The 18,574-nt window shown below is 52.3% G+C and carries 9 protein-coding genes; 7 read left to right on the top strand and 2 right to left on the bottom strand.

Annotated features, from left to right (window positions below; genetic code table 11):
* From ACO0LM_RS27870 to ACO0LM_RS27855, 4 genes are all read left to right on the top strand, one after another.
* Window positions 1–395 (top strand): DUF4214 domain-containing protein (locus ACO0LM_RS27870; RefSeq protein WP_423042092.1); only part of this gene is annotated, 395 nt, incomplete at its 5' end.
* Window positions 396–521: 126 nt separating this feature from the next.
* The gene (locus tag ACO0LM_RS27865; protein WP_423042090.1) at window positions 522–989 is read left to right on the top strand and encodes a cache domain-containing protein; all 468 of its coding nucleotides are present in this window, start codon (window positions 522–524) and stop codon (window positions 987–989) included.
* Between the two features lie 561 nt (window positions 990–1,550).
* Window positions 1,551–4,316: a beta strand repeat-containing protein gene (locus ACO0LM_RS27860; RefSeq protein ID WP_423042088.1), complete on the top strand. Its 2,766-nt coding sequence runs from the start codon at window positions 1,551–1,553 to the stop codon at window positions 4,314–4,316.
* Between the two features lie 74 nt (window positions 4,317–4,390).
* Entirely contained in the window at window positions 4,391–5,533 is a 1,143-nt protein-coding gene (locus tag ACO0LM_RS27855; protein ID WP_423042086.1) for an OmpA family protein, read from the top strand.
* Window positions 5,534–5,685: 152 nt separating this feature from the next.
* On the opposite strand, the gene ACO0LM_RS27850 is transcribed toward ACO0LM_RS27855, so the two are convergent.
* Both ACO0LM_RS27850 and glnE read right to left on the bottom strand, forming a co-directional pair.
* Window positions 5,686–8,385, bottom strand: coding sequence for a DUF4157 domain-containing protein (locus ACO0LM_RS27850; RefSeq protein WP_423042084.1), 2,700 nt, complete (start codon window positions 8,383–8,385; stop codon window positions 5,686–5,688).
* Window positions 8,386–8,720: 335 nt separating this feature from the next.
* Window positions 8,721–11,459 carry a bifunctional [glutamate--ammonia ligase]-adenylyl-L-tyrosine phosphorylase/[glutamate--ammonia-ligase] adenylyltransferase gene (glnE, locus tag ACO0LM_RS27845; protein WP_423042082.1) on the bottom strand — a complete coding sequence of 913 codons (2,739 nt, stop codon included), beginning with the start codon at window positions 11,457–11,459 and terminating at the stop codon, window positions 8,721–8,723.
* A 383-nt stretch (window positions 11,460–11,842) separates the two neighbouring features.
* Here glnE and ACO0LM_RS27840 point away from each other — a divergent pair, with 383 nt between their 5' ends.
* From ACO0LM_RS27840 to tldD, 3 genes are all read left to right on the top strand, one after another.
* On the top strand, window positions 11,843–16,099 hold the full coding sequence (locus ACO0LM_RS27840) for a YhdP family protein (RefSeq protein WP_423042080.1): 4,257 nt from the start codon (window positions 11,843–11,845) through the stop codon (window positions 16,097–16,099).
* 60 nt (window positions 16,100–16,159) lie between these two features.
* Entirely contained in the window at window positions 16,160–16,954 is a 795-nt protein-coding gene (locus ACO0LM_RS27835) for a carbon-nitrogen hydrolase family protein (protein WP_422990367.1), read from the top strand.
* Window positions 16,955–17,068: 114 nt separating this feature from the next.
* On the top strand, window positions 17,069–18,538 hold the full coding sequence (tldD, locus tag ACO0LM_RS27830; protein WP_423042078.1) for a metalloprotease TldD: 1,470 nt from the start codon (window positions 17,069–17,071) through the stop codon (window positions 18,536–18,538).
* Window positions 18,539–18,574 lie beyond the last annotated feature (36 nt).

The raw sequence follows: 18,574 nt of genomic DNA, 5'->3' as shown, positions 1-18,574 counted from the left end.
GCTTGAGTCTCTCCAAGATCAGTGCGTCGTTTGTTGCCAGTACGGAGTTCCAGAGTACGTATGGCAGTCTGGACAATAGTGCCTTTGTGGACCGGGTGTACCAGAATGTGTTGCACAGGACATCGGATGCGGCGGGTAAGACGTACTGGCTGGGGCAGCTTGGCAGTGGGGTCAGCCGCGGAGATTTGCTGGCAGGCTTTACCGAATCGACGGAGTTCAAGGCCACTTCTCAGAGCAAGGTGTCGTTGACGCTGGATTATATCGGGCTGCTGGGACATGCACCGGATGCGGCGACCTTTAATGCTTTGCTGGCTCAGTCGGGCGTGGATGCAGTCACGCTCATCGGGCAGTTTATTAATTCGCCTGAGTATCTGGCCAGGTTTATGCCGGTTTGAGGGGGAAACAAGGATCAATGTATTCGTTTAAACAGCACCGGCATATTGTGCAAGCGCATAAGTATTTATTTGCTTTTGGGTAAACCGGGGGGTAGGATGAAAATCCTACCCCCTACGGAGACTGCTATGCGACGAATTGTATTGGCTTGCCTGGTTTTTGCTGGTGTGTTGTTATCTCTGTCGCCGGCATTGGCTGCAGGTGATCGCGGTAGTGCGGAAGAGGCGATTGCTCTGGTCAAGAAGGGCAAGAATTTCATCAAGGCGAATGGTAACGAGTCTGCTTATACCGCCATCAATGATCCCAAGGGACAATTTGTGGACAGGGATCTGTACCTGTTTGTCTTCGATGCCACAGGCAAAACCCTGGCCCATGGTGCCAATGCCAAACTGATAGGCAAAAACCTGATTGACCTGAAAGATTCTGACAATAAATATTTCATCCGTGAATTTTTAGAGCTTGCCGGCAAGAAAGGCAAGGGATGGGTGGATTACAAATGGACGCATCCACAGACGAAGGAGATAGAACACAAATCCACTTATATAGAAAAACTGGATGATGGCACGATCATCGGCTGCGGTATCTACAAGATATAACTGATCTGTAAGCAAGGTATTTTCAAAGCAGGCATGCGTGAGCATGCCTGTTTTATTTGTGCGCCATTATAGTGGCGCCGGTTCCAGCTTCTCATGTACTGACTTTTTGTACTGACTTTTCTGCACTCACTTCTTTTATACTTTCTTTCTCGTACCATCTCCTGATTGCTGGCGACATGCCATTGCTATCCGGTAATCGGTACACCATCTCCCCTCGCTTCATGCGGCAGTCTTTTTCTCAATGTGTTGTTTAAATAAATTCAATGACAGTTGAGTGTGTTATCGCACAGATCATGGTCCGTGAAAGGGCGATAAGTAACACTTGATACGGTCATCGAACCTGAAACGCTTGATCACCTGTCAAAGCACAGACTGATAAAGATTGCCCCCCACACGTGAAACCCATTCTGAAAAGTAATTTCACATGAGGTCGCTGTCTGCAACAAAACAAAATTATGCATTGCGGCCACACCGAAATTACTCGGCACCGGACTCACCTGAAAAAAGGCAAAAATGAATATCCTACAGCGTTACCTGAGGCCGCTTGCATGCGTGTCCGCAATGCTCATCACATCATTGGTCGCCGGTTGCGGCGGTGGTGGTGGTGATCCGATTTTAGGCATACCGTCAGCGACTTTATCAACGCTGACCGTCAGTCCAGTTACTGCTACGGTAGCAAGTGGTGGTATGCAGCAATTTGTGGCGACGGCAACGTATGCTGATGGCGCTTCGCAGGATGTCACTGCGACGTCGGCCTGGACTTCTGCCAGCCCGAATGTCGCAACCATCGTGAGTAATACCGGCGTCGCCAAAGGTGTGGTGAATGGTACGTCCGTGATTTCTGCCAGCTTTGGCGGGAAAACTGCTTCGGCAACATTGACTGTGTCCCAGTCATCGCTGCTGTCGATGGCACTGCTTCCTGCTAATCCGTCTGTTGCGGTAGGTGGCAAGCAACAGTTTCAGGCAATGGGAACATACTCTGATGGCACCACCAGTGACATCACGGCAATTTCGAGTTTCACTTCGGCATCACCTGCCTTTGCCACCGTCACCAGTACGGGATTGGCGACGGGTGTGGCAATCGGTTCGTCAACTGTCACTGCCGTATCGGGTAGCACGACAGCCACTACCAAGCTGACCGTGACAGCAGCCAATTTGTTGTCCATCGCTTTGACGCCGGCCAATCCGCCTATGCAAATCGGTACCACGCAACAACTGACTGTGACGGCAAAATATTCTGATGGCAGCAGCGTCAACGTCACCGCCAGCAGCAGTTTTTCTTCTGCCACACCAGCTATCGCGACAGTCTCAACTGCCACGGCCAGCAACGGTTTGGTGACTGCTATCGGTAGCGGTACGTCCACGATCACTGCGAGCTTTAATGGTAGCAGCACGACGACTGTCGTTAATGTGAGTTCGGCGTTATTGACTTCGATTACTGTCACACCAGTTAATGCAAATCTTGCGGTCGGCAGCACACAGCAATTTATCGCCAGCGGGAATTATTCTGATGCGACGACAGCGAATATCAGTAATGGCGTGACCTGGACTACCAGCTCACCATTGATTGCAACGGTCTTACCGAATGGTCTGGCCAGCGGAATCAGCACCGGTACTGCACTCGTCACAGCAACCCTGGGTGGCAAGACAGCCTCTGCTTCCTTGGTAGTGATACCTGCGATTACCTTGAACTCCATTGCCATTACTCCCTCGACTGCCAATCTGTCGGTAGGATCAACCCAGGCATTTATAGCGACCGGTACTTACTCTGATGGCAGCAATGTGAATATCACAAGCTCTGTCACCTGGAGTTCTGGTACCACATCGGTTGCGACCATCCTGGCTTCAGGTGTTGCCACGGGTATCTCTGCAGGCACCACAATTATCACAGCGAGTTCAGCCGGAAAAACGGCGACATCAACACTGACCGTCTTGTCTGGTACGGCACTGACTTCGATTGCGGTCACGCCAGCCAACACCAATATGCTTGTTGGTGCGACGCAAGGTCTGGTTGCCACGGGTAGTTATTCTGACGGTAGCACTGCTGTCATCACCAATTCCGTGACATGGACCTCGGGTGCCAGCCCGGTTGCGACGGTTACTGCAAGCGGTCTGGTGAGCGCGGTCACGGCGGGTAGTGCACCTGTGGTGGCCATATCCGGCACCAAATCCGGTTCTGCGACCATCAATGTCTTGCCGGTAGCAACATTAAATACCATCGCTGTGACGCCGGGCATTCCAAGCATCGGGGTAGGTGGTACGCAAAACTTTGTCGCTACCGGTAGTTTTTCCGATGGCAGCAGTCTCAACATCAGCAATGCGGTGAGCTGGACTACGGCCAATACGGCGATTGCCAGCGTATCGGCGAGCGGTGTTGCGAATGGACTGTCAGGTGGAACGACCACCATTACAGCTAATTTGTCTGGCAAGTCTGGTGCGGCCAGCTTGACAGTGACACCGGTCGTGACACTCAGCAGTATCGGTCTGACGCCATCCAATGCAAGCGCAACAGTCGGCGCGTCGCAACAGTTCACGGCAACTGGTAACTATTCAAATGGAACCAGCAATAACATCAACAGCACAGTCAACTGGCTTTCCAGTGCAAGCGGTGTTGCCAGTGTGTCGGCCAGTGGCCAGGTAGTGGCTATTGCCCCAGGTGTGACGAATATCTCTGCTACTCAGGGAGCACAGACAGTGACTACCAGTTTTACTGTCACGGCGGCGCCGGTTGCCGGCATTAATCTTGGCAGTGCCACCAGCTTTGCGGTACTGGCAGGCACATCGATCACCAATAATTCGGGCGGTACTACCCTGATCAGCGGTGACGTGGGTTCACAATCACAGATTGTGGATCCGGTACAGGCCGCCGGTTTCATTAATTACAAATCCGGCGCTATTTTGAACACGGCCCTGTCTGACCTGCAGGTGGCGATTGCGGATGCGAATAGCCGTACCTGTACTTCAAGCTCTGCCAGCGGGATCGATCTGGGTGGACAAACCTTTACACCTGGTGTGTATTGCTATGCAGGTGCGATCAATATTACTGGCACCTTTACCATGAATGGCGCTGGCCTGTATTTGTTCCGTAGCAGTTCGACTTTAAATTCAGTGGCGAATTCTATTGTTGCCTTAACGGGTGGCGCGTCTGCCAGCAGTGTGTTCTGGGTGCCTGTGGCGGCTACCACACTCGGTGCAAACAGCGTGTTCAAGGGAACCATCATGGCGCAATCTGCCGGCATCACGATGGGCGATACGGCAACATTGCAAAATGGCCGTGTTTTGTCTGGCAGTGCAGTGACTCTTAAAAATAACGTGATTGCACGTTAAAAAATCATGGATACATGAAAGGGATCACGTCGCTCCCTTTCATCCAATTTCACTCATCTCATCAGGAGAAACACATGGCGCTGCCAAAAAAAGTAATGACACTCAACTTGTTCGCCTGCGCGCTGCTTGCCAGCCAACTGGCACAAGCCGATGAACCCTGGACCAACCCGGATTGGGCCGATAGTGCCTGGTACATAGGCGGTGGTGCCGGTCGTGCGAGGGCCACTATCGATAAGGATACCTTGACACGCAGCCTGATGAATAACGGCGCCAGCGGTGTCACCTTCCGCACTAGCGAGCGTGACACGGCTTACAAGCTGTTTCTGGGTAAGCAGATGAATAAATACTTTGCCATAGAAGGCGGGTATTTTGATCTGGGAAAATTTGGTTTTGATGCCACCACCACGCCGCCAGGCACTCTCAGTGGTGAAGTCGGCTTTCGTGGCTTCAATCTGGATCTGGTCGGACAGCTACCTTTATCGGAACGTTTTTCCCTGCTTGGACGCATCGGCGCGAATTATGCCAGGGCGGATGCCCATTTCACCGGCAACCGTCTGTATGCGGTCACCAACCCCAATCCTAGCGAGAAAAAACTGAACCCTAAAGTAGGGCTTGGTCTGGAATATAAATTTACAGAAGCACTGGCCCTGCGCGGTGAAGCAGAACGATACCGTGTCAATGATGCGGTGGGCAATCGTGGCGATGTCGATTTTTATTCCATCAGTGTGGTCTACAAATTGGGGAAGCCTGCCTACGTAAGGCCGGTATCCTATATTGCACCCCCGACTCCTGCACCAGTCATGGAGCCGGCACCAGCACCTGTCTTTCGTCCAGCGCCGCCACCGCCAAGGCCACAGCCGGTTTCTGAAAAAGTCACATTCAATGCCGAAGCGCTATTTGATTTTGACAAATCCATCGTCAAACCTGCGGGCAAGCAGGCGCTTGATGATTTGCTGAGCAAGCTGCAAGGCATGAATACGGAAGTGATGATCACGGTCGGTCATACTGATTCGGTAGGCAGTGATGACTATAATCAAAAACTGTCCATCCGTCGCGCTGAAGCCGTCAAGGCCTATCTGATTACCAAAGGGATTGATGCTTCACGCGTGTATACCGAAGGTAAAGGCGAAACCCAGCCGATTGCTGACAACAAGACCAGTGAAGGCCGTTCCAAAAATCGTCGGGTAACAGTTGAAGTTGTCGGTTCACGTCCTTAGATCGTAAACAGGTTCTTGAGCTCCAGGCAGGTTGAGCAGTCAGTACCGTATTTCCAAAACAGGCATGCGTAAGCGTGCCTGTTTTGTTTATGAACTGCCATCATGGTGGCGCTGCCTCCAGCAGACTTTGATACTTGACCGGTCTTTAATTTTTATTTACCCATATTCCTTCGGACTGCATTAAGCGCCTCATTTAATTCATCAACGGTAGCAATTTTGTCTGCATCTGCCATATACAAATAAAGGAGGCGAGTAGGTTCAGACCGACGTTTACTTTTCCTGTCAGGCGTAGTGGCAGAGTCCGACGGACGCTTCTTTTCCTTATCGGCACTTTTTTTGGCTGATTGTGCCAATTCAAGCAGCATTTGTTCCCAAGTTATTTTTTTATTTAATATGGTACGCAACTGACTGATGCCACTGGGAAGTTTTTTACCAAATACCCCTCGACCTTCACTGTTCCACCTGTCGTCTCTGATCAATGACTCGAATTTCGATACGATCACAAAAACTGCTGGCACTTCTTCTGATTTTCGCGGCGACACTCGACTTGTAGAAGAGGAACTCACTGAAGGCGAGCTCACTGGAGAGGGGTTCACCAATTTCCCTTTACCTTCTTTCTTGTCTTTTTCCACGCTTTCTGTTACGGGCCTTCTTGAAGATGAACTTACTGAAGGCGAACTCACTGAAGGCGAACTCACTGAAGAGGGGCTCACCAATTCCCCTTTACCTTCTTTCTTGTCTTTTTTCACGCTTTCTGTTACGGGGCTTCTTGAAGATGAACTCACTGACGATGAACTCACTGAATGTGAACTCAGCGAGGGGTAATTCACCTTTTCTTCTTTTCTTTCTGCCCTATCTTTTTCCTTCGGCTTTGCTGTGGAAGTAAGTTCTACCCGGGCTTTTTCAACTTCCGATACAAGATACTCTTGATATTTATTCAGCTTTCCATCGACGCTATGATCTATAAAACTGGCAGTTCCTCCGTAGGTAGGAAGTTGTGTGTCTCTGACTTTGTGCAATGTATTCACACGAGTAAACATTTCTTTGGCTTTTAATTTTGCCTCGTTTAATCCAAATTGCCCGCCACTCATACGGGTTTCGAAAATACCTCCCTTTCGGCGATTATTTGTCTTGTTCACAGAACTGTCGGTTTTGGCGTCGCGCGCAGGTCCGACAGAATCAGCCTGTATGGATTGTCCGGCAACGATAAAAGGTGCATGGAATGTTGTAGGGTTTAGGGCAGAAACTTTAACGCCAGACTTACGTCGTCTCTTGGTTTCATTGACGAGGGGGTCTTCTGCGGTTGCGTCTTCTCCTCTCGTGCGTTGAAGTACATCAGCCAGAAATTCTTGTCGATACCGGGTGTAGATTATTTTTTCTTCATCCGACAGGGTTCTAGTGACCAGATCAGAAATGGGTGTTTTCAAAAGCAAAGGGGTGGAATTTTTGATTGTTCCACCTAATGGGACGCCGCCTGAGCCCACTCGAAGGTATAGCGCCATCACCGCAAAAATACCTTTCAAACCCAGGAGCGGCGTCTCTTTGTTGCTAGCTACGCGTTTTCTAATGGATTCTTCCATAGCGGCAGCATCATGTACTGCCAGAACCAGGCATTCCTGGAAATGAGCTCTCGCTGCATTTTTTCTGTCATGATTATTTTCTGTTTCTGCCAATTCACTCGATTGAGAATACAGGGCAAACAAGTCTGGGATTTTTTGTGTCTCTACGCCAATATTGACCTGCATGGAATAGGCTTTATCATCTAGTTCATCCGGCTTAACACCATTCGTGTTGATCGGTCCTGCATAATAATTACCACTTAGCGGTGCGCGTTCGGTAAAGCCCTTGGTCGCAGCGCGAACATCGCTGACATGGGCAAAAATATTATCCAGCACGGCAAACATTTCTTCTTCTGTTTCAACGGCAGGTTTAAAAATGTATTCAAGAATGTTCTTGGCAAATCCCCTGGCTGGTGTCGAATTCACGAGCGGATTTACCCGCTTGTTGTGATCAGGCGAGATGACGAAGCCTTTCCCAGTCACCATCGTTGTATTTTTATCCAGCTTGGAGTTGGCATCGCCATGTAGTTTCGCACGCTCTGCATCTTCCGGTCCTTTCAACATCGCTTGGTTCTTAGTTTCGTCCAATATACCTTGCCCATCTGCAATGATAGGAAACTCCAGTTCCAGCCCCACCCTTCTTTGCAAGGTGGTCGATTGAGTGTGTCCTGCCTGGGATGTTAACGCTGGCCCTGCTACATTGTTTGCTGGCATAGACAGGGCTTTTTCCCCCATCTGGTCAGCTTCCTGTTCCAGCGTAGGATCATCATTCAGAGGAAGATTTTCCTTCATTTGCATGGTGGGTCGTACACGTCCCTGAGCCTGCTGTACGACGTGCCAGGCTTCATGGGGCAAATGCTGTTCCTGACCTGGTCCGATGTGAATATCGCTACCCTGCGCATACGCGTGGGCATGCAATTGTGATGGTTGTGCCGAGTTGTAATGCACTTTGACATGATCCATGCTCATACCGGACAGCGACTCTATGCCAGACTTGAGCTGGTTTGGAAGACCGGTGCGATTAGGGCTGGTATGGCCAGTTCCCTTGTCTGGTGTGGACGTGGCCTGTAATTGTTTGATGCTCTGCAATTGTTTTGCTTGTGGGCTTGCATCAAGCATTGCTTGCATGGTTTTTAATTGCCTGGCCTGCTTGCTTCCCGCTGCTGCTTCCTTCAGTGCCATTTGTGCTGCCATCTGCGGGCGGGCATCAACAAAACCGGTCGTGGCCTGTGTACGCACTGGTATAACCTGGCTTTGCTGGCCTGCTTTTGCTGGATTAGTATGTACTTTCATTCGAGGTTAACCTTATTCAAGTACATAGGCAGCATATTCTTGCTGTATGAAGATTGCAGTGAGGAAAAGAATTATTGTTTGAGCATACCATTTAATTGCTAATAAAGAAATTTTATGGTTTGTTCATCTGCTGACGGTTTTGTCGTATGCTGGCGATGCCAGAGAAGCTATTGAACTGTAACTTTGAAAACAGAGTGCCTTCTGCTTATGCGACGACCATGGCTGCGTTGCAAATGCTCGCAATAGTTCACTATTGTTCTGCGCAAGTGTTAGCCTTGCCTTGCCCTGATCGCCGGGCAAGCGTCTGTCATTTCTGTTTCAACTGTTACAGTCCACTAGCCCAGCAAACTATCCCATAGCGCTTTGCTTGCATGCGCTTCTTTGGCGATCATTTCTGGTTCTACCCGGGCCCGGTCTTCGCCCTGCAGACGTATGCCATGCTGTAATTTGCGGAACAGGCGATAAGCGACTGCAGTCTGATTCGCCAGCCCGGCATCGATCAGGCCGAGTTCACCGCAGCGTATCAACAGGGCGATGTTGCCCTTGTTGGCGGTCAGTTCCGGATACTGGCTGGCGTATTTCAGTACCAGGTATTGCACGATAAATTCTATGTCTATCATGCCACCGGCATCCTGCTTCAGATCAAACAGTTCGCTGCGGTTGACATGGGCATCATGCATTTTCTTGCGCATAGTGATGACTTCGCTGCGCAGCTTGTCGTCATCCCTTTGCTGGCGCAAGACCTGCTCGCGTATCTGTTCAAACTGCGCGCCGATGGCGGTGTCACCGGCACAAAAGCGGGCGCGTGTCAGGGCCTGATGTTCCCACAGCCAGGCGGATTTTTCCTGGTAGCGGGCAAAGGAGGCCACGGACGATACCAGCAGACCACTGGCACCATCTGGCCGCAGCGCAATATCGATATCAAACAAAATACCGGCCGGCGTGTGGCTGGTCATCCAGGTGATGAAGCGTTGTGCCAGCTTGGCATAATTGGCCGGTGCTTCCTGATCTTCATCGTCATACAGGAAGATGACATCCAGGTCGGATGCATACCCCAGTTCCTTGCCTCCCTGTTTGCCATAGGCGATGACAGCAAAGCGCGGCGCGTGCCGGTGGCGGCTGGCGATGGTTTCCCAGGCTGACTGCAAGACGGCAGCGACGATGATATCTGCCAGTTGCGATAATTCATCGGCCAGATGCTCGACGCTCAACTGGCCTTCCAGATCCTGTGCCAGCAAGCGGAATTGCAGCGCATGATGCATTTCGCGCAGGGTTTCCATCTGCCTTTCGGTATCACCCTGGTGCTGGTCCAGCTGATGTTGCAGATCCAGCCGGAAGTCTGCCCAGTCGGGGCGCTGATGTAGCGAAGATTCGTCCAGCAATTCATCCAGCAGGATAGGGTGGCGACTCAGGAACTTGGCTGCCCAGTCGCTGGCTGCCATCATGCGTATGACACGCGCCAGCGCATGCGGGTATTCGGTCAGCAGGGCCAGGTAGGCGGCGCGGCGGGCAATGGTTTCCATGAAATCCAGCAAGCGGTTCCAGGCCAGCAACTGATTATTGCCCTGGCGGGCGACGATGTTCAGGGCATGGTTGATCAGGGCGATCAATTTGTTGCGACTGGCTTCTGACAAAGCCTGTACCCTGGGCGACTGCCAGGTCGCCATCAGTCTTTGCGTAATGGCAGTGGCATCGCCGCCAGAAAATCCCAAACCGGCCAGATGGTTGGCTATCAGTTCGTCGCTGTCAGGGCCAGACAGGCTGATGGCCAGCATGCCTTGTTCGGTCTCGCTGTTGTTGTTGCCCTTGTCGCGGAAAATCGCATCAAACTGTTCGGCGATGAATTCACGGTGCGGGCGCAATTGATCCAGCAATGCGGTGACGCTGGCGCAGCCCATCATGCAGGCTATTCTTTGCTGGTCTTCTTCCCGCACAGGGAAGGTATGGGTCTGGGCATCGTCCAGATATTGCAGGCGGTGCTCCAGGTTACGCAGGAAGGTGTAAGAATTCAGCAGGCGCTTGACGATGGCGGCATCCAGGATGCCTTTGTCAGCCAGGGTCTGTAAAGTCTTACGGGTAGAGCGATCACGCAGGCTTGCATCGCGGCCGCCACGGATGAGCTGGAACACCTGCGCCAGAAATTCCACCTCGCGGATACCGCCACGGCCCAGTTTGACATTATTGCTGCGCTCGGGATGCTTGGTTTCCTGGCGCACGACTTCGGCCCTGATCTGGGCATGCATGGAGCGCAGGGAATCAATTGCCCCATAATCGAGATAACGACGATACACAAAGGGGCGGATGATTTTTTCCAGCGTCGCAATATCGGCCGGCTGGCCAGTCATGGCACGTGCCTTGACCCAGGCATAACGTTCCCATTCCCGTCCCTGGATCAGAAAGTATTCTTCTATCATGTTGAAGCTGGCCACCAGCGGGCCCGATGCCCCATTCGGGCGCAAGGCCATATCGACGCGGAAGCTGAAACCGTCTTCGGTTACTTCAGAAATGGCGGCAATCAGTTTTTTACCCAGGCGGCTGAAGTATTCATGGTTGGACAGGCTGCGCTGCGTCGCGTCCTGCACCCGGGTTTCGCCATCTTCGGCATAGCAAAAGATCAAATCAATGTCAGAAGAGACATTCAGTTCAAAACCACCGAGCTTGCCCATGCCCAGCACGATCAGGGCCTGTTCGGCACCGCTTTCTTCACCAAGGGGAATGCCGTGCATGGCTTGCATGTCGGCGTTAATGGCCTGTAAGTGCTGCTGTACGACAAAGTCGGCAAACAGGCTGATGGTGGTGACTACCTCATCCATGTCTGCCTGTCCACCAAGATCACGTTGGATGAGGGAACAGATCACCAGATTGCGCAAACGGCGCATGGCTTTGTTAAGAGACAGGCCCGCGTATATTTCTTTTTGTAAAAACTGCGCAAAACCCTCTGGTCTCAAGGATAATTCAGAAACTTGCTGTAAAAGCGTTTTTCGGCTGACATCTGCGCTAAGCCAGTTGGTGAAAAAGCGGGAAGCCTGAAGTATTTCAGCGTCTGGGGAAGGGCTTGCAGTCATAATGGGCATCGTTAGCCTGAGATGCTGTTGATTTTAAGCGATCTGCGCCCTAAGAACGTAAACAGGTTCTAATGGTGCAGTATGCGCTGCAAGAAGTTAAATCCGCAGTGTAATCGGACATAAATATATTTATACTCCTGTGGAGTATAAGAAAATCGTCAACCAGACCAGTATGCCGGAGCCGGCCCTGGCGGGTGTGGCGATAAGGATCAGAGACAAAATGCCAGAGCAGTTGACATGTTGAAAATGAAGGGCTTCCCGTTATTTGCAGCCCACGAGTTGACGTTAGCCGTAAGTGTCATCCCTGCCATAGATGTTATGGCAAGACAAAGGGATAACAGTTGGGCACAGTTGACTTCAGGTACGACTTCTCTACAGATTGAAATTTGGCAATGACTCAGGCAGAACAAGCAAACATTGCTAACCCCGCAAAGACGGAAGAAATCCCGCCACCGCCCAGCCGGTTCTGGTGGTTCTGTGGGTATACCTGGCGTACCTGCGGCCGCGGGCTGCGTTTTACGCTGAAATTTCTGCTCCTGCTGTATTTCCTGTTTTGTGCCCTGGTGCTGGTGTTGCGCTATGTTGTCTTGCCGAATGTGAACAGCTATAAGCCGGATATCGAGAAAATGATTTCGGCGTCGCTGGGACGGCAATTGCAAATTGCTAACTTGCACGCTTCCTGGCAGGGGCTGAATCCGCAACTGGTGCTGGATAATGTCGTGCTGCATGACGCCAAAGGTATGCCAGCACTGAGCCTGCCACAGGTCTCGGCGACGCTGTCCTGGTGGACGCTGGCAGTCGCAGACCTGCGTTTTGAACGCGTCGTGATTGAAAAACCGGCGCTGGATGTGACGCGTGAAGCCGATGGCAAATTCTTTGTCGGCGGGTTCTTGATCGACCCGGCAGCCGAAAGCAAGGGCCAGGGCATGGACTGGGTGCTGTCACAGCGTGAAATTGTGATTCGCAATGGCTCAGTGCGCTGGACCGACAAGCTGCGCAACGCGCCAGAATTGACACTGCCAGATGTCAGCTTTGTCTTGCAAAGCCAGTGGCGTCATCACCGTTTTGCCCTGAAAGCCACACCGCCCGCCAGCTTGTCTGCACCGCTGGATATCCGTGGTGATTTCCAGCACCCGGTGTTTGCCAAAAAGATTGCCGACTTTTCCTTGTGGTCGGGGGAACTGTATACCGACCTGCGACATGCCGATTTGCCGGCGCTGAAGGCCTATGTTGATTATCCGGCGGATGTCAAAAAAGGGTATGGCTCGGTACGTTCATGGCTGCATCTGGAAAAAGGCCGGGTCGCCGACCTGACTGCCGATCTCAGCCTGACGGATGTCGTCGGTAAATTTCGTGCCGACCTGCCAGAGCTGGACATGGCCCTGGTCAGTGGCCGCCTGGTCGCCAGCGAACACCAGGCACTGAAGGCAAAATACCTGTCGTCGGTGTTTGGTCAATCAGGCCATAGCATATCGCTCATTGATTTTTCCATGCGCACCCGCAATGGCGAGCAATTGCCACCTACCAGCATCAAGGAAACTTTTACTCCCGGTGAAAAAGGCCAACCCGAAAAGGTTGAGCTCTATGTGAAGACTCTGGATTTGCAAACCCTGGCCAATTTTGCCGAGCATTTGCCACTGCCGGCTGACCAGCGCCAGATGCTGGTGGATTTTGCCCCCAAGGGCCAGCTCAGGGACTTCACCGCCAAATGGCAGGGCAGTTATCCGGATGTTGCCTCTTACAGTATCAAGGGGCAGTTTATCAATTTGTCCATGCAGGCCCAGCCAGCCCAGTTGGCACGCACCAGGACGGCACAGTTGCCGGCCAAGGCGGCAGTGCCTGCCATTCCCGGATTTGAAAACTTGTCCGGCCATATCGAAGCCAATGACAAGGGCGGCAACTTTACCCTTGATTCCAAAGATTTGTCCTTGCGCCTGTCTAGCTATTTTGTTGATCCGCTGATGCCCTTCTCGCGTCTGCTGATGCAGGCACAATGGCAGTTTGTGGCGCAAGACAAGCTGATTTTCCAGATTAATAAAATGGATGCCCAGCAAGAAGGCATGCATGCCGTGCTGAGCGGCAAGCACATCATGTCCATGCGCCATGGTGCCGATGCCCAGCCGGGCGAGGTGGATCTGACCGGTAATATTTCGGGTTTTGATTTAAAACAGCTGGATCGTTATATTCCTACCGTGGCACCTGACCACCTGCGCCACTGGTTACTGAATTCCATCCTGGATGGCCGGGCAGACGATGTCACCATACGCATCAAGGGTGATCTCGCACATTTCCCATTCATCGGTACCGATGGCAAGCGTGCGCATAAGGGCGAATTTATCGTCAAAGGCAACCTGACCGGCGGCAAACTGGACTTCACCGCTGGCGCCCTGACGGAAGATGGTCACCCGTTGTGGCCAGTGATTGAAGATATCAAAGGGAATTTTATTTTTGATAAAGCCAGGATGGAAATCAATGGCGATACCGCCAGGACTTTGGGTGTGGACCTGAAAAAGGTCAAGGCAGTGATTCCCGACCTGGCCCACCATAATGGCATCCTGAATATCGATGGCACGGTCAATGGCAGCCTGCAAAACATGCTGGGCTATGTCGGTGCCAGCCCGGTCAGTGGCTGGCTGGGGCATTTCCTGAAAGAGACAAAAACCACGGCCCCGGCGGCCTTGTCGCTGAAACTGCAATTACCGTTGCAACATCTGATTGAATCCAAGGTCCAGGGCGTTTTGAATTTTGCCAATAATGACGTGGCCTTGCAGCCCAACATACCCATGGTGTCTGGCCTGAACGGCAGGCTGGAATTTAATGAAACCGGCGTCAATCTGGGCACGCTGAAAGGCAATTTGCTGGGCAGCGGGGTGCAGATCACCGGTGGCTCACAAAAAGATAACAGCGTCAAAGTGCGGCTGGATGGCAGCATGACGGCAGAAGGCTTGCGCAAGGTGATGCCACCCTCCATGGCGGATAGAATCGGTGAGCGTATTAATGGCAGTGCCCGTTATACCGCCAGCATCCACGTCAAGAAACGCCAGCCAGAGATAGTGATTGAATCAAACCTGAGCGGGCTGGCATTGAACTTCCCCTTGCCTTTGAAAAAGAGTGCAATGGAAGCCATGCCCTTGCGCTTTGAAATGCTGCCCCTGGCCAGCAACGATGCGCAAGTCTGGCGTGATGATATCCGTGTTTCGCTGGGCAATACTGTGAATGCCCGCTATCTGCGCCAAAAGACCGGCAGCGCGCCATGGCAGGTGCTGCGTGGCGGTATAGGTGTGAATGCACCGGCTCCCGAACCAGACAGCGGCCTGAGTGCCAATATCGAACTCAAGTCCCTGAATATCGATGAATGGCGGCGACTGGCTGTACCTGCTGCCAGCAGCAATAGCAGCAGCAATAACAGTAATAGCGGCAGCAGCGCACAGGCAGCCAATGCAGGCCAGAATACCGTGCTTGAAAAAGAGAATATGGAGCTTGATCTAAGTCCGTATCTGGAACCAACTTCCATGGCCGCCCGCACGCCAGAGCTGCATATTATGGGCAAGCAGCTGGAAAATGTGGTGGTCGGTGTCACCCATCAAAAGAATGTCTGGCAGGCGAATATCCATTCCAACCAGGCAGCTGGTTACCTGACCTGGAATGAAGGTCCGGGCGGCCAGGGTGTGGGTAGTGTGACGGCCAGGCTGAGTAATCTCATCATTCCGCAATCGGCAGCGGCGGATGTCAGTGAATTGCTGGAAGGTAAAAACACGACGACCCAGATACCGGGGCTGGATATCGTGGCCGAGAATTTTGAGTTGTTCAATAAAAAACTGGGCTATCTGGAATTACAAGCCGTCAATCAAGCGCAAGGCAACAGCGGGCAGGCTCAAAGCAACAGCGGGCGCGAATGGCAGATCAACAAGGTCTTGCTGAAAAACCCGGATGCAGAATTTAGTGGCAACGGTAAATGGTCCAGCCAGGGTGGCGATGGCCGCACCCAACTGAACTATGTGCTGGATGTGGCGAATGCCGGTAAATTGCTGGAGCGTCTGGGTTTTGTTGATGTGTTACGCGGCGGACGCGGCAAACTTGAAGGTGACGTACACTGGAATGGCCTGCCTTTTGCCATGGACATACCGAGCATGAACGGGCAGATCAAGCTGGTACTTTCTAGTGGGCAATTTTTAAAGGTGGACCCGGGGGCGGCCAAGCTGCTGGGCGTGTTGAGCATGCAGTCGTTGCCACGTCGTCTGACACTGGATTTTCGTGATGTATTTTCTGACGGCTTTGCCTTTGATTCGATCGCTGGCATGGCCCAGATACAGCAGGGCGTGGCAAAAACCGATAATCTCAAAATGCTGGGCGTGAGCGCCACCGTACTCTTGCAGGGAAATGCTGATATTGTGCATGAATCACAGAACCTGCATGCGACCGTGATTCCGGTCGTGAATGTCGGCACCGCTTCAGTGGTGTATGGTTTGGCAGTCAACCCGGTGATCGGCCTGGGCACCTTTCTTGCTCAGTTGTTCTTGCGTGAACCCTTGAGCAAGGCCTTTACTTTTGAATACCAGATCAGTGGCTCATGGAAAGAGCCCACCGTGACCAAGATGGACAATCGCGATGAAGCAAAAAATAATCGCAAACCCGTGGCCGCTCAGTAGCTGGCCAGGAATTCGGCAAATAAGTGGTCAAATAAGCGGGCAAATAAGGAAGAGGGTGAAATGAAAATAGCTGCAATACAAATGATTTCCACACCGGTGGTAGCAGAAAATATTGTTACCGCAAAACGCCTGATGCAAGCCGCTGCGGATGCCGGTGCGAAGCTGTTACTGTTGCCCGAATACTGGCCATTGATGGGCTTGCATGAGACCGACAAGGTCAACGTTGCCGAAGAAATCGGCCACGGCAGCATGCAAAGTTTCATGGCCGACACCGCGCGCAGCCTGGGTGTGTGGCTGATAGGCGGCACCATTCCACTGCAAGCGGCAGAGCCCGGCAAGGTCTTGAACACCACGCTGGTATTTAACCCGCAGGGCGAACAGGTGGCGCGCTACGACAAAATTCATTTGTTCGGTTTCAGTAAGGGTGACGAGTCGTATGAAGAGGCGCGCACCATTGTTGCTGGTGAGCAAGTCAGTAGCTTTGATGCCGGGTTTGGCCAGATTGCTTTGTCCATCTGCTATGACTTGCGTTTCCCGGAATTATTTCGTGCGCTGGGCACCTGTTCCCTGATCGTGGTGCCGGCTGCATTTACCTACACCACAGGACAGGCACATTGGGAAATTCTGTTGCGTGCCAGGGCCATAGAAAATCAGTGTTATGTACTTGCTTGCGGGCAAGGTGGCAAGCATGTGAATGGCCGCCGCACCTGGGGACACAGCATGCTGATCGACCCTTGGGGCAAGATACTTGCCGTACAGGAAGAGGGTGAGGGCATCGTCAGTGGCGACATCGATGAAGCCCTGATCGCCAGCATACGTGAAAGCCTGCCTGCCTTGCGCCATCGCAAACTGTAAGCTCTGCAGAGACAGCCCGTATTGCTCTACAATGTGGCATAGGACTTTAATTTGCCCTGTTTATTTTTGCTGTATTAGTTTGCTATATTAATTTGTTGTTTTCAGAAGCCATCCATGACTCCATATGATCCCGCTTTAAGCTATCTCGGCATTGCCCGCGACATCCTGCTGACCCCTTTCGGTCTGGACGAATCCAAACTCAGCAAAGTGCTGGCCAGCATGTTCAGCCATAAGGTTGATTATGCCGATCTGTATTTCCAGTTCACCCGCAATGAAGGCTGGAGTCTGGAAGAAGGCATTGTCAAGACCGGTAGTTTTTCCATCGACCAGGGTGTCGGTGTACGTGCCGTATCGGGCGACAAGACTGCTTTTTCTTACTCTGATGAAATATCTGAACAGGCTTTGCTGGATGCCGCCAAGGCAACCCGCACCATTGCCCGCCAGGGTGCAGGCAAGATACAGGTTGCATCCAGTCTGCAAGGACTGGAAGGTTCGAATGGTCGCGCCCTGTATCTGCGTGATGATCCGTTGAATTCGCTGGATGCGAATCAAAAAGTGCAGTTGCTCGAACGTCTGGAAAAAATTGCCCGTGCGAAAGATCCGCGCATCGTGCAAGTCATGGCCAACATGGCTGGTGAATATGATGTGGTATTGGTGGCACGCAGTGATGGCGTCATTGCTGCCGATATCCGTCCCCTGGTGCGGGTATCACTGACCGTGATTGCTGAACAGAATGGCCGTCGCGAAATGGGTAACAGCGGTGGCGGTGGTCGTTATGATTATTCGTATTTCACCGATGCCCTGCTGGAAAAATATGCGGATGAAGCCGTGAAATCGGCTATCGTCAACCTCGATGCGCGTCCGGCTCCAGCTGGTCCAATGACCGTGGTACTCGGCCCGGGCTGGCCAGGGGTGTTGCTGCATGAAGCCATCGGCCATGGCCTGGAAGGTGATTTCAACCGCAAGGGTTCCAGTACCTTCTCGGGTCGTATCGGCCAGCGGGTCGCTGCCAAAGGCGTCACCGTGGTGGATGATGGCACCTTGCAGAATCGCCGCGGTTCACTGAACATGGATGATGAAGGCAATCCTACCCAGTGCACGACACTGATAGAAGACGGTATCCTGAAAGGTTATATGCAGGACACCATGAATGCACGCCTGATGAAAATGCCGGTGACCGGCAATGCCAGACGCGAGTCTTTCGCCCACCTGCCGATGCCGCGCATGACCAATACGTATATGCTGGCTGGCGACAAGGATCCGGAAGAAATTCTGGCATCTGTAAAAAATGGTTTGTATGCCGTCAACTTTGGCGGTGGTCAGGTCGATATCACGAATGGAAAGTTTGTTTTTTCAGCCAGTGAAGCCTATATGATAGAGAACGGCAAGATCACCTATCCAGTCAAGGGTGCGACCCTGGTCGGCAACGGGCCTGAAGTGCTGAACCATGTCAGCATGATAGGCAATGACCTGCGCCTTGATTCCGGTGTCGGTGTTTGCGGTAAGGAAGGCCAGAGCCTGCCGGTAGGGGTAGGGCAACCCAGCCTGCGTATCGAAGGCCTGACGGTCGGGGGAACGGCCTGATGTCAGCCGCCTTACGCCGCCTGTCGGGGCATGGGG

Origin of the sequence: Undibacterium sp. Di26W (assembly GCF_049340265.1) — a bacterium.
In the GTDB taxonomy this organism is placed as follows: Bacteria; Pseudomonadota; Gammaproteobacteria; order Burkholderiales; family Burkholderiaceae_D; genus Undibacterium.
Note: the sequence above shows the minus strand (reverse complement) of the source record. Positions and strands in the feature narration are given on the sequence as shown.

Bases quoted from the DNA above. Each gene is read 5' to 3' on its own strand.
- ACO0LM_RS27865 (WP_423042090.1), top strand. From the start codon at position 522: ATGCGACGAATTGTATTGGCTTGCCTGGTTTTTGCTGGTGTGTTGTTA.
- ACO0LM_RS27860 (WP_423042088.1), top strand. From the start codon at position 1,551: ATGCTCATCACATCATTGGTCGCCGGTTGCGGCGGTGGTGGTGGTGAT.
- ACO0LM_RS27855 (WP_423042086.1), top strand. From the start codon at position 4,391: ATGGCGCTGCCAAAAAAAGTAATGACACTCAACTTGTTCGCCTGCGCG.
- ACO0LM_RS27850 (WP_423042084.1), bottom strand. From the start codon at position 8,385: ATGAAAGTACATACTAATCCAGCAAAAGCAGGCCAGCAAAGCCAGGTT.
- glnE (WP_423042082.1), bottom strand. From the start codon at position 11,459: ATGCCCATTATGACTGCAAGCCCTTCCCCAGACGCTGAAATACTTCAG.
- ACO0LM_RS27840 (WP_423042080.1), top strand. From the start codon at position 11,843: ATGACTCAGGCAGAACAAGCAAACATTGCTAACCCCGCAAAGACGGAA.
- ACO0LM_RS27835 (WP_422990367.1), top strand. From the start codon at position 16,160: ATGAAAATAGCTGCAATACAAATGATTTCCACACCGGTGGTAGCAGAA.
- tldD (WP_423042078.1), top strand. From the start codon at position 17,069: ATGACTCCATATGATCCCGCTTTAAGCTATCTCGGCATTGCCCGCGAC.